The organism is Burkholderia sp. HI2500, assembly GCF_002223055.1.
GTDB lineage: Bacteria > Pseudomonadota > Gammaproteobacteria > Burkholderiales > Burkholderiaceae > Burkholderia.
Map to the genome: position 1 here is coordinate 1,505,939 of NZ_NKFL01000006.1, position 13,018 is coordinate 1,518,956.

Annotated in this window: 10 protein-coding genes; 2 read left to right on the forward strand and 8 right to left on the reverse strand. The window is 68.0% G+C overall.

Annotation, left to right across the window (positions count from 1 at the left end; genetic code table 11):
• Positions 1-311 precede the first annotated feature (311 nt).
• The gene (gene ahpC, locus CFB45_RS24485; RefSeq protein ID WP_006488685.1) at positions 312-875 is read left to right on the forward strand and encodes an alkyl hydroperoxide reductase subunit C; all 564 of its coding nucleotides are present in this window, start codon (positions 312-314) and stop codon (positions 873-875) included.
• A 128-nt stretch (positions 876-1,003) separates the two neighbouring features.
• Entirely contained in the window at positions 1,004-2,602 is a 1,599-nt protein-coding gene (gene ahpF / locus CFB45_RS24490) for an alkyl hydroperoxide reductase subunit F (RefSeq protein ID WP_089427772.1), read from the forward strand.
• A 95-nt stretch (positions 2,603-2,697) separates the two neighbouring features.
• On the opposite strand, the gene CFB45_RS39570 is transcribed toward ahpF, so the two are convergent.
• The 8 genes from CFB45_RS39570 to CFB45_RS24530 form a co-directional block, all read right to left on the reverse strand.
• Complete coding sequence (locus tag CFB45_RS39570) at positions 2,698-3,477, reverse strand: extensin (RefSeq protein ID WP_089427773.1); 780 nt, start codon at positions 3,475-3,477, stop codon at positions 2,698-2,700.
• A 160-nt stretch (positions 3,478-3,637) separates the two neighbouring features.
• Positions 3,638-4,192: a carboxymuconolactone decarboxylase family protein gene (locus tag CFB45_RS24500; protein ID WP_089427774.1), complete on the reverse strand. Its 555-nt coding sequence runs from the start codon at positions 4,190-4,192 to the stop codon at positions 3,638-3,640.
• Positions 4,193-4,224: 32 nt separating this feature from the next.
• Positions 4,225-5,559, reverse strand: a complete 1,335-nt coding sequence (locus CFB45_RS24505; protein WP_089427775.1) for an aspartate aminotransferase family protein — start codon at positions 5,557-5,559, stop codon at positions 4,225-4,227.
• A 15-nt stretch (positions 5,560-5,574) separates the two neighbouring features.
• A complete protein-coding gene (locus tag CFB45_RS24510; RefSeq protein WP_089427776.1) occupies positions 5,575-6,624 on the reverse strand; it encodes a C45 family autoproteolytic acyltransferase/hydolase in 1,050 nt (349 codons plus the stop codon).
• A gap of 19 nt (positions 6,625-6,643) precedes the next feature.
• Positions 6,644-7,372 (reverse strand): glutamine ABC transporter ATP-binding protein GlnQ, encoded by a 729-nt coding sequence (glnQ, locus tag CFB45_RS24515; RefSeq protein WP_174388472.1) that lies wholly within the window; start codon positions 7,370-7,372, stop codon positions 6,644-6,646.
• The gene (glnP, locus tag CFB45_RS24520; RefSeq protein ID WP_089427778.1) at positions 7,369-8,025 is read right to left on the reverse strand and encodes a glutamine ABC transporter permease GlnP; all 657 of its coding nucleotides are present in this window, start codon (positions 8,023-8,025) and stop codon (positions 7,369-7,371) included. The genes glnQ and glnP overlap by 4 nt, the downstream gene beginning before the upstream one ends.
• Positions 8,026-8,091: 66 nt before the next feature.
• On the reverse strand, positions 8,092-8,844 hold the full coding sequence (gene glnH, locus CFB45_RS24525) for a glutamine ABC transporter substrate-binding protein GlnH (protein ID WP_089427779.1): 753 nt from the start codon (positions 8,842-8,844) through the stop codon (positions 8,092-8,094).
• A gap of 564 nt (positions 8,845-9,408) precedes the next feature.
• The gene (locus CFB45_RS24530) at positions 9,409-12,948 is read right to left on the reverse strand and encodes an ABC transporter ATP-binding protein/permease (protein ID WP_089427780.1); all 3,540 of its coding nucleotides are present in this window, start codon (positions 12,946-12,948) and stop codon (positions 9,409-9,411) included.
• Positions 12,949-13,018: the final 70 nt, after the last annotated feature.

A 13,018-nucleotide genomic window follows, 5' to 3' on the forward strand; every position in this document is an offset into this window, starting at 1 on the left:
ATCGATGGGCGCGGTTGCGCGCCCTCTCCCCGCCGCGCCCCATCCAACCGCATTCGACGATACCTCCCCCGTCTAGAAGGCACCGGATAATCGCCGGCACATCACACCGCCCCTCACTCTCGCCCATATCGGACGGGGACCTCGCCCGTCCAACGCTTCAAAATTGCCGCTCCGCACACCCCACTCAATCAAGGGCCGGAAGCGGATAGAAATTCCTGATGCCCCGGATTGAAACAAGCAATTTCACAAGCTCAGGGTGAACCCGGATACTGGGAACACTTCATCAACACCACCGCAAAGGAACTCGCAAGATGCCGATCATCAACACCCAAATCAAGCCGTTCAAGGCAACCGCATACCACAACGGCGATTTCGTGCCCGTCTCGGAAGAGAACTTCAAGGGCAAGTGGTCCGTCGTCGTGTTCTACCCGGCCGACTTCACGTTCGTCTGCCCGACCGAGCTGGGCGACCTCGCCGACCGTTACGCGGAATTCCAGAAGCTGGGTGTCGAAATCTACGGCGTGTCGACCGACACGCACTTCACGCACAAGGCATGGCACGACACGTCGGACACGATCGGCAAGATCAAGTACCCGATGATCGGCGACCCGACGCTCACGCTGTCGCGCAACTTCGACGTGCTGATCGAGGAAGAAGGGATGGCCCTGCGCGGCACGTTCGTGATCAACCCGGAAGGCGAGATCAAGCTGTGCGAAATCCACGACAACGGCATCGGCCGTGACGCAGGCGAACTGCTGCGCAAGGTGCAGGCGGCGCAATACATCGCGGCGCACCCGGGTGAAGTGTGCCCGGCCAAGTGGACGCCGGGTGCGGAAACGCTGACCCCGTCGCTCGACCTGATCGGCAAGATCTGACGATCGCGCCGCGCGCCTCGCACGAGGCGCGCGAGCCTCCCGATGACGGGCCGCCGCGGCATGCGGCCCGCGCCCTCCTCCGGCACGACGTGCCCGACCAGAATCATTAATACGGAATCCGAAACGCCATGCTCGACGCCAATCTCAAGAACCAACTCAAAGCGTACCTCGAAAAGATCACGCGCCCGATCGAACTCGTCGCCTCCCTCGACGACAGCGCGAAATCGCAGGAACTGCTGGCGCTGCTGAACGAGATTGCGTCGCTGACGGATCGCGTGACCGTGTCCGAACGCCGCGACGACGCCGAGCGCAAGCCGTCGTTCTCGATCGGCGAGCCCGGCAAGCCGGCCGGCATCCGCTTCGCCGGCATCCCGATGGGCCATGAATTCACGTCGCTCGTGCTCGCGCTGCTGCAGACGGGCGGCCATCCGATCAAGCTCGACGACGACGTGATCGAACAGATCCGCGCGCTCGACGGCGACTACGCGTTCGAGACGTATTTCTCGCTGTCGTGCCAGAACTGCCCGGAAGTCGTGCAGGCGCTGAACGTGATGTCGCTGATCAACCCGCGCATCCGTCACGTCGCGATCGACGGTGCGCTGTTCCAGGGCGAAGTCGAGTCGCGCCAGATCATGGCCGTGCCGACGATGTTCCTGAACGGCGCCTCGTTCGGCCAGGGCCGCAGCAGCGTGAAGGAAATCCTCGCGAAGCTCGATACGGGCGCCAGCGCACGGGCCGCGAAGTCGCTCGAGACCAAGCCGGTGTTCGATACGCTGATCGTCGGCGGCGGCCCGGCAGGCGCGGCGGCCGCGATCTACTCGGCGCGCAAGGGCATTGCGACGGGTGTCGTGGCCGAGCGTTTCGGCGGCCAGGTGCTCGACACGATGGCGATCGAGAACTTCGTGTCGGTGCAGGAAACCGAAGGGCCGAAGTTCGCGACCGCGCTCGAACAGCACGTGAAGCAGTACGACGTCGACATCATGGACGTGCAGCGCGCCGATGCGCTGATTCCGGGCGACGTGCACCAGATCCGCCTCGCGAACGGCGCGGTGCTCAAGGCGAAGACAATCGTCCTCGCAACCGGCGCGCGCTGGCGTGAAATCAACGTGCCGGGCGAGCGCGAATACCGCAACCGCGGTGTCGCGTACTGCCCGCACTGCGACGGCCCGCTGTTCAAGGGCAAGCGCGTCGCGGTGGTCGGCGGCGGCAACTCGGGTGTCGAGGCCGCGATCGACCTCGCCGGCATCGTGAAGGAAGTCACGCTGATCGAATACGGCGCGCAACTGCGTGCGGACGAAGTGCTGCAGCGCAAGCTGCGCAGCCTGCCGAACGTGACGATCGTCACGCAGGCGCAAACGACCGAGCTGACCGGCGACGGCAGCAAGCTGAACGGGCTCGTCTACAAGGATCTGCGCTCGGGCGACACGCAGCGCATCGATCTCGAAGGCGTGTTCGTGCAGATCGGCCTCGTGCCGAACACCGAATGGCTGAAGGGTACGGTCGAACTGTCGAAGCACGGCGAGATCGTCGTCGATGCGCGCGGCGCGACGTCGGTACCGGGCGTGTTCGCGGCCGGCGACGTGACGACGGTGCCGTTCAAGCAGATCGTGATCGCCGTGGGCGAAGGCGCGAAGGCATCGCTCGGTGCGTTCGACCACCTGATCCGGCAGGACGTGGCGCCGGTGGCAACCGCTCAGCCGCAGGCCGAGGAAGCGGTCGCCGCGTAACGCGCGTCAGCCCGTCGGCACAACAGTTTGTCTCTCTTGGCCCCGCATGCTTTGGTCGGCATGCGGGGTCCTTTTTATGCCGAAGGCGTTCGCGGTTACTTGGTCGCGGTCGGGCTGCCGTCCGCTGGCGCAGGCGCCGTCGACTTGAAACTGCTGGACTGCCTGACCAGTTGCTCGGTCATCGCGGCGGCAACCGGATTCGCGCCCGATGACGAACTGCCCTGCCGGATTGAACCGCCGCCCGATGACATCGACGGCATCGATGACATCGACGGCGGCGGCAATGACGGGTCGAGTTTCGCCGATTCCCTGACGAGCGCGGCCGTCTCCGGCGTTTCGGATTTCGTTGCGGAGGGGGCTGCAGCCGCGTGGCGTTCGAGGCCGTCGCGCTTGCGCGACGCGCGTTGCGTGACCTGCGCGGGGGCGGGTGCCGGAGCGGCCTGCTGCACGGGTTTGGCGGCTGGCGGCGGTGCCGATGGGGTCGAATCCTGCGCATCGACGGTCACGACGTTGACCTTCGGCGGCGGTGCGCTCGGCTTCGTCACCGGCTGCGGCTTGTCGCTGACAACCGGCACGGCTGGCACTGCGTCGACGCGCGCGGTGGTGGCCGGCGCAGCAGGCGCCGGTGCGGGGGGCGGCGGCGCGACAGCCGCCTGTTTCGGTGCCATCGCGGCGGCCGGGGCCGGCGGCGCGATGGTGCCCTGCACGGCGTGATCGTTGCCCGCGGGCGCCGCGGCAACGGGCGCGGCCGAATCGCCGATGCCGGCATCTTCGATCGCGCGGTGATCCGCACGCAGGAGCATCACGTAGGCAGTGCCGGCGGCGGCTACCAGGAGCCCACCGGCGATCATCAAGGTCTTGCGGGTACTCGTCATGCTTGCTCACCGCTCATATCGACGTGAACAAGCCATCATACCCGGCGATCGGCCGTCGATCCCGCACGAATACATTTGGTTGCATTGTGCCGGAACAGGTCGGCAAACCGTTCGTCAGACGTATCGCCTGCGCTGCTCCGGCACGATCAACGCACGGGCATCACTCCGGAAACGGCAATTCGGTCTGCCCTTCCGCGCGCATGCCGAACGTGTTCAGCGTCATCGCGACGAGCGCATAGTAGCCGAGCAATGCAACGAGATTGACGACGACCTCGTGGCCGAAGCGCGCTTGCGCGCGTGCGAACGTCGCGTCGCTCACGCGCCGCGTGTCGTACAGCTCGCTCGCGAATGCATGGATCAGCGCATCGTCGTCCGACTCGAATGCGGGCGCGACGCCACGCCGGATCGCGTCGGCCGTCGCGGCCGGCACGCCCGCGTCGAGTGCGATCGGATAATGGATGTGCCACTCGGCCTGCGAGCGCCAGCGCGCGGCCGTCACGAGAATCGCGAGTTCCGACAGGCGCAGCGGCAGGCCCGTGCGATAGCGGCAGAACGCGCCGAGCTTCTGCGCATGTTGCGCCAGCTCGGGGCTCGCGATCCAGCCGAGAAACGGCCCGTTCAGGTTGCCGCGCGGGCCGCTGAGAATGTCGGCCAGCACGGCCTTCTGTTCATCGGTGGCCGATGCGGGATCGAACGGAGGCAATCTGTTGGTCATGGCGAAGTCCTGACAAGGTTCGACAAATGCGGTCACGCGCCGGCCGACGCGAGCGCCGCGCCGATCGCGCCCGACAGCCGCTCGACGATCGTATCGATCTGCTGCGCGGTGCAAATGAACGGCGGCGCGACCAGGATGTGGTCGCCGTGAACGCCATCGATCGTCCCGCCCATCGGATACACCATCAGGCCGCGCTGCATCGCTTCGCGCTTGACCGCCGCATGCAGCTTCAGCGCCGGATCGAACGTCGCCTTGCTGTCGCGATCGCGCACGAGCTCGACGCCGACGAACAGCCCGCGGCCGCGCACGTCGCCGATATGCGGATGCGCGCCGTAATGCTCGCGCAACGTCGCGCGCAGTTGTTCGCCGCGCGCCTTCACGTTGTCGAGCAGTTTCTCCTCGGCGATCACGCGCTGCACTTCGAGCGCGGCCGCGCATGCGGTCGCATGGCCCAGGTACGTGTGCCCGTGCTGGAAGAAACCCGAGCCGTCGACGATCGTCCGGTAGATGCGGTCGCTGACGAGCGTCGCGCCGATCGGCTGGTAGCCCGCGCCGAGCCCTTTCGCGATCGTCAGCAGGTCGGGCGCGACGCCGTCTTCGTCGCACGCGTACAGGTAGCCGGTGCGGCCCATCCCCGACATGATCTCGTCGAGGATCAGCAGCACGCCGTACTTGTCGCACACCGCGCGAATCTTCTTCAGGTACGTGCGCACCGGCGGCACCGCGCCGGCCGTTGCGCCCACCACCGTTTCCGCGACGAACGCCGCGACGTTGGCCGCGCCGAGTTCGACGATCTTCTGCTCGAGTTCGTCCGCCAGGCGTTGCGCATACGCTTCGTCGGTTTCACCCGCCTGCCGGTCTCGATACGCATAACACGGGCTCACGTGGTGCGCCTCGATCAGCAGCGGCAGGAACGGCTCGCGCCGCCACGCATTGCCGCCGATCGCGAGCGCGCCGAGCGTGTTGCCGTGATAGCTCTGGCGTCGCGCGATGAAATGGCGGCGCTGCGGCTCGCCCTTCTCGACGAAATACTGGCGTGCGAGCTTCAGCGCGGCCTCGACCGCCTCGGAGCCGCCCGACACGAAATACACGTGTTCGAGGCCGGCCGGCGCGGCGTCGACGAGCCGGTCGGCCAGTTCCTCGGCCACGTCGGTCGTGAAGAACGATGTGTGCGCGTACGCCAGTTGCTGCGCCTGCCGCTTGATCGCGTCGATCACACGCTGGTTGCTGTGGCCGAGACACGAAACGGCCGCGCCGCCGCACGCGTCGATATAGCGTTTGCCGGTCGCGTCGATGATCTCGATGCCGTCGCCTGCGACGGCAACGGGCAAGGTGGCGCGCGGAGCGCGATGGAAAACGGTCGTCATGCGTTGCCTCATGGATCAGGACGCGTCGTGCGCGCGTCCGGACGGCACGATGCGCGTCGCGAAACGCTGCGTGCCGTGTTGGTGAAGAGTGAAATCGATCGATGCCGCGCCGATCGCGAACACGGCGGTGGCCAGCGTGTTCTCGTCGTCGGGGTCGGCCGGATCGTCGCGGTAGATCGGCAGCCCTTGCGGCGCACGATCGCCGAGCACGCGCAGCAGCGCGGCTTCGTCGATCGCGTCGATGGCGGGCGTGAGCGCGTCGACGCGGCGCTGGCGGTCGGCCGACGATTGCGTGACGATCTGCGCTTGCGCGTCGCAGCCGGGATGCACGAGATGGTTCGCATGCCCCGCGAGCCGCGCGACGTCGATCACCGAACAGCGCGCGACGCTTGCCTCGATGCTCAGCAGCCGCGCATCGCCGGTCGCGCCCAGCGTGTGATGAAAGCCGCTCGCGCGCGCATGGCCGCGCAGCACGTCGGCCGCCGCGTCGAGCGACGTGGCATCGAGCACGGCGCGCGCGAGGATCATGCGCGGCACGCCCGCTGCCGGCGTGCGGATCCGCAGGTTGTTGATCGCCTGCGCGATACCCGCGCGGTTCGCCGCAAAGGTATGGCCCGGCAGCGAACCGGGGTAATAGAAGCTGATGAAGCCCGGCTTGCCCGCCGGCTGCACGTCGACGAGCAGGCAGCGCTCGCGCAGGTACGGATCGCCGTCCTCGTTGTGCGCGATCCAGCGCGTGCCGTCCGCGTCGCGCGCGGCAAGCGTCGTGCAGCCGTCCGGCGCGTTGTGGATCAGCTCGCCGCGGCAGTTCCACAGAAAGATGTCCTCGGCCGGCCAGCCGACACCGGCCGCGATCCCGTCCAGCTCCGCGACGAGATCCGGATACGCGGCCAGCGCGGCCTGCCGCAGCGCGGCGACGAACGGATGGCCGCGCCAGCGGCGCACGGCCTGCCACGCGCTGCTCTGCTGCATGTATTCGTCGAACACGGGGCGGGCGAGCTCGCCGAGGCGCACGCCGATGTCGAACGGCGCGCCGGCGATGACGGGGGAAAGGGAAAGCGGCATGTCGGTATTTCGGTTTCGTTCAGGACACGTGTTTCAGGAATTCCTTCAGGCGCGGGGTCGGCGGCCGGTCGATCAGCTCGACCGGATGGCCGTCTTCCGCAATCCCGCCCTGATCCATGAACAGCAGGCGCGTCCCGACCCGTTTCGCAAAGCCGATCTCGTGCGTGACGACGATCATCGTCATCCCTTCGGTCGCAAGATCCTGCATCACTTTCAGCACTTCGTGGCGCAATTCCGGATCGAGCGCCGACGTCGGCTCGTCGAACAGCATCAGCCGCGGCCGGATCGCGAGCGCACGCGCAATCGCGACGCGCTGCTGCTGGCCGCCCGACAGCTCCGACGGATAATGATTTGCGCGCGATTCGAGGCCGACCTTGTCGAGCAACGCCATCGCCTGGTCGCGCGCGTCGGCGCGCGACGCGCCGCGCACCTGCATCGGCCCGAACATCACGTTCTCGAGCGCGGTCATTTGCGGGAACAGGTTGAACTGCTGGAACACCATGCCGGCTTCGAGCCGGATGTTGCGGATCGTCGTCGCGTTGCCGCGCACGCTCTGCCCGTCGACGAGCAGCTCGCCGCCGGTGATTTTCTCGAGCGCGTTGATACAGCGCAGCATCGTCGATTTTCCCGAGCCCGACGGGCCGACCACGACGACCACCTCGCCCGCGTCGATCTTCAGGTCGATGTTCTTCAACACCGGCACGTGGCCGAAGCTCTTCGACACGTTCTGGAATTCGATCATGCTCATAGGATACGCATCCTCTTCTCGACGAGCCGCAGCGTCAGCGTCATGGCGCCGGTCAGCAACAGGTAGATGACGGCCACCGCACTCCAGATCTCGACCGCCTGGAAATTGCCCGCGATGATTTCCTGTCCCTTGCGCGTCAGCTCGCCGACACCGATCACGATGAACAGCGACGTGTCCTTCAGGCTCACGATGCACTGGTTGCCGAGCGGCGGAATCAGCCGCCGGAACGCGAGCGGCCCGACCACCTTCAGCAGCACGCGCGGCATCGACAGGCCCATCGCGAGCCCCGCTTCCGTCAGCCCCTTCGGGATCGACAGCAGCGCGCCGCGCACCACTTCCGCGAGATACGCGCCGGAATTCACCGTGATCGCGATGATCGCAGCCGTCAGGCCGTCGATGCGGATATGCGCGAGCAGCGGCAGCGCGAAATACAGGAACATCACCTGCACGACGATCGGCGTGCCGCGGATCAATTCAATATAAACCTGGGCGAGCACGTTCATCGCCTTCGGTCCGTATGCGCGGAACATGCCCGCGACCATCCCGACGATGAAGCCGCCCACCAGCCCGAAAAATGCGATGAACACCGTCAACCGGACCCCGTCCATCAGGTCCGGCAACGCCGCCCAGATCGCCGACCAATCGAAATTCACTTGTCGCTCCCCGTTCGAATCAAGACCGGCGCGGCCGTCCGGCCGCGCACTGTTGCGGCGTCACGCTCACATCTTCGGCGGTTCGGCGCCGAACCACTTCTTGTAGATCTGCGCGTAGCGGCCGTCGGCCCGGATCTTCACGAGCGATGCATTGACCTTCGGCACGAGCGGGCTGCCCTTCGGGAAACCCATGCCGTACTTGTCGCCGCTGACCGGCTGGCCCGCGACCTTCACCTTGCCCTTGCCTTCGTTGTTCACGAAAAACAGCACGTTCGGCGTGTCGTGCATCGCCGCGTCGACCCGGCCGGCCTCGAGCGCGAGGTACGCCTGGTCGATGTTCGGGAACTGACGGATCTCCTTCGGCTTCAGGTGCGCCTTGATCCAGTCGATCGTCGCGGTGCCGGTTTTCGCGGCGATCACCTTGCCGTTCAGGTCGTCGATCGACTTGATCGTCGTGTTGCCCGTTTGCACCATCGCCGCGAGGCCGCTGTCGTAGTACGGCGCGGAGAAGTCGATCGCCTTCTTGCGCTCCTCCTTGATCGTCATGCCCGACAGCGCGACGTCGATGTTCTGCGTCTGCAGCGCCGGGATCAGGCCCGCGAAATCCATCGGCTGGATCGTGTATTTCCAGCCCTGGTCCTTCGCGATCTCCGCCCACAGGTCGAGATCGAAGCCGACGTACTTGTCGCCCTGCTTGAACTCGAACGGCATGAACGACGTGTCGGTGCCGACGACGAGCGTCTTGGTATCCGCGTGCGCGAGGCTGGCGCCGAGCGCGGCAACGACCGCGACGGCTTTCAGGAAGGAACGGCGACTCATGGTTTCTCTCCGCATGGTTGAGCGATGTGACCGGCCAGGCGGCCGGCGGAACGACGACATCAAGCCGCACCGCAACATGCGATGTCGAATTAGACCTTAGTGCAACAAGTGTTGTCAATGGCGATACTACGACAACAAAAAAGTCCGCAACGGGGAAATGCATCGATATAAACCCGCGGCGCGCTGGGCGGATAAATCGGAGGAAAGGGCGTGTGGCCCGCGGGGGGAAGCGGTCGGGCCGGATCGTGCTGCGCCGGCCGAAGGCGGTGTCTGACGAGCAGTGGGCGGTGGCTGTGGACTGGCCGGGAGGGTTTGCCGTCAAGGGCATCACGCGCGAGAGGAGGATGGCGGCGGCGGCGATCGGCGCCGACTGCTGTCGCCCGTGCGCTGGTCAGCGCATTGGCCGGCCCGTTTGTCAGCACCGATCATCGGCGCTTCGACGCGCGGCGCGTTGCCGGTGCGGCCGCCCTCACGCGACGCCGGCAATCGCCGGCGCGGTTCAACGCATGTTGCGGAAAGCGCGCGGCCCTGCCGGCCGGCCGCGCGCCTCCGATGCAGCGTCGCTTACGCCGCCACCCCGCTCGCCTGATGCGACACGAGCCGCGCATACGCGCCCTGCCGCGCCATCAAGTCGGCATGCCGTCCGGCCTCGATCACGCTGCCGTGCTCCATCACGAGGATCAGGTCAGCGTTGCGCACGGTCGACAAACGGTGCGCGATGATGATCGACGTGCGCTGCGTCATCAGGTCTTCCAGTGCCGCACGGATCTGCTGCTCGCTGATCGTGTCCAGATGGGACGTCGCTTCGTCGAGGATCAGCACCGGCGCATCCTTCAGGAACGCACGCGCAATCGCGACACGCTGGCGCTGGCCGCCCGACAGCTGCACGCCGCGCTCGCCGACGCGCGTCGCGAGTCCGTCCGGCAGCCGCGCGACGAAGTCGCCGAGCGCCGCATGGTCGATCGCGCGCTGCACGTCTGCGTCGGACGCGTCGCTCGCGGCGAGCCGGATGTTCGCTTCGAGCGTGTCGTTGAACAGGTAGGTATCCTGCGCAACCAGCGCGATGTGCTGGCGCAGGTCGTCGAGCCGCAGGTCGCGCAGATCGACGCCGCCGAGCGTCACGCGGCCCTGCTGCGGATCCCAGAAGCGCAGCAGCAGGCTCGCGACCGTCGACTTGCCCGCGCCCGATGCGCCGACCAGCGCGACCGTGCTGCCGGGCGGCACGTCGAAGCTCACGCGATCGATCGCGGGCACGCTGCGGCCCGGGTACGTGAAGGACGTGGCCTCGAAACGCACCGCCGGATCGGCAGGCATCGCATGGGTGCCGTCCGTCACCGGCACCGGCTCCTTCTCCAGCGCACGCAAGCGGCGCGTCGATGCGATCGTATCGGCGAGCTGGCGCGCGACCTGGCCGATTTCGGCCACCGGCATGAACGCGGCCACGGCGACCAGCACCAGCAGCGGCAACGACTCGCGCTGAAACCAGCCGCGTGCGCACAGCAGCGCGCCGAGCGCCGCGACGACCAGCCCGCCGAGCCCGCTCGCGATTTCCAGCGCGGCACTTTGCGCCGACAAATCGTCGAGCAGCTTTGCGCGCTGGTTGCGGTACGCATCGACTTCGGCCACGAACGCTGCGCGCCGGCGCGCGACGGCCTGGAACGCGGTCAGCTCCGCGAGCCCCTGGATCGTTTCGGTCAGGTGCGCGCCGAGCTGGCCGAGCGCTTCGCGCGCGCCGGTGCCGAGCCGGTCGACGTCGCGCCGCGCCAGCACCGGCGCGAGCCCGGCCCACAGCAGGAACGGCAGCAGCGCGAGCGCGAGCGGCCACGCAACCGACGCGAGCAGCACCAGCACGGCGGCCGGCACGAGCACCGCGACGAACGCGGGTGCCAGCGTGTGCGCATAGAAATACTCGACGGTCTCGACGTCCTGCGTCGCAAGCGACACGAGGTCGCCCGAACGGCGACGCAGCAGCCCGGCCGGCGCGAGGCGTTCCAGCGTCGCGAACAGCGCGATGCGCATTTCCGCGAGCAGCCGGTACGCCATGTCGTGCGCGAGCCACGATTCGAGCCAGTGCAGCACGGCCGCTACCGGCGCGATCACGAGCAGCGCGGTGACGAGCGCCGGGCTCACGTGGCCGCCCGGCACCGCACCGACCACCAGCGCGCCGATCACGCCGACGCCGATGAAGGCGAGCACGCGGCCGATCCCGAACAGCACCGTCAGCACGACCTTGCCCGTCCACGGGCGCACGAAGCGCAGCAGCGTCCGCAGGGTTTCCGGCCAGCCGATCTCCGCCGCATCGTCGTTCAACGGCCGCACCTGCGGGCCCGACGACGCGCGCGCGGTCGCGCCGGCCGTTGCCGCCACGCCGACCGATTCGGCGACCGCTTCCAGTTGCGGCCCCATCAGCCGGCGATACGGGCCGTCGCGCGCGATCAGCGCCGCGTGCGTCCCTTCGTCGACCACCTGCCCCTGGTCGAGCACCAGGATGCGGTCGGCGCCGATCACGCTGGACAGCCGGTGCGCGAGCACGAGCGTGGTCCGCCCGCGCGTGAGCCGGTCGAGCGCCTGCTGGATCAGCGCTTCGTTCTCCGCGTCGACCGACGACAGCGCCTCGTCGAGCAACAGGATCGGCGCATCGCGCAGCAGCGCGCGGGCAATCGCGAGGCGCTGGCGCTGGCCGCCCGACAGCATGAGCCCGCGTTCGCCGATGCGCGTCGCATAGCCGTCGGGCAGCGCCGAGATGAAATCGTGCGCGTTGGCGGCACGCGCGGCGGCGATCATGTCCGCGTCGCTCGCGTCGGGGCGGCCGAGCCGCAGGTTGTCGGCCACGCTGCCGTCGAACAGCGTCGCATCCTGCGCGACGACCGCGATCATCTCGCGCACCTGGCCGGCATCGAGCGTGCGCACGTCCTGGCCGCCGATGCGGATCGCGCCGCCCTGCGCATCGTGCTGGCGCAGCAGCAGGCGCACGATGGTCGACTTGCCCGCACCGCTCGGCCCGACGATCGCCACCGTCTCGCCTTCGCGCACCGAGAAGCTCAGCGCCGCATGCGCGTCCGCGCGGCGCCCCGGATACGCGAAGCTGACGGCGTCGAACGCGATCTCCGGCCGCAGGCCCGTGACGCGCGGCGCGTCGGTGGCCGGTGCGTGACGCTCCGCGTCGAGCAGCGCGTGGATCGCATTCGCCGCCGACTGGCCGATCATCCCCTGGTGCAGCACGGCACGCAGGTCGCGCAGCGGCCGGAAGATTTCGCTGCCGGCCATCAGCACGATCAGCAGCGCCTCGAGGCTCATGTCGCCGTGCCGCACGCGCCACGCGCCGACCGCGATCGCGGCGGCCGCGCCGAGGCCGGTGCCGAGATCGGTGAAGAGCCGCGTCAGCAGGCCGAGCGCGAGCACCCAGAACGTACTGTCGGACAGCGCGCGCGCCTTCGCGGCCAGCTTCGCGCCGAATGCCGTGCTTTGCCCGAACGCCTTCAGCGTCGGCAGGCCTTGCACCGCGTCGAGAAACTCCTCGCCGAACGCCTTGAAGGCGGCCGAGCGTGCGAGCGCCGCGCGCTTGTCGGCGCGATGCACGAGTTGCGGCAGCGCGAGCGTGACGAGCGCCGCGACCAGCAGGATCGCGGCCGTCGGCACGTCCCACCACGCGAGCACCGCGAAGATCATCACCGGCGCGCACGCGGCGATCACGAGCTGCGGCAAATAGGTGCCGAAAAAGGTCTGCAGTTGCTCGACGCCATCGACGACGGCCAGCATCACGCCGCCCGTGCGTTCGCCGCTGAACCACGCGGGGCCGAGTGCGGCGATCCGGTCGAACAGCCGCGCGCGCAGCGCGGCCTGCACGCGCCCGGCCGTGTGCTGCGCGAGCACCGTGCGGCGATGGTCGAGCCACGCGCGCAGCAGCACGCAGGCCGCCGTGGCAACGACGGCTTCGCTGATACTGCGTGCCGGCGCGCCGGAAAAGACCAGCGCAAGCACGCGGCCGAGAAAGACGAAACGCAGGATCCCGACACCCATCGCGAGCAGGCCGAGCGCGACGGCGGCGGCCACCCGCCAGCGCAGTCCCGCCATCATTGCCCATAGTCGTCGGTCGAAATACATGAAGCCCTCCGGTGGTGTCCGATGATGTTTTTTCTTGACCGGATCGAGGCTACCCGCGCCACCCGTGCGC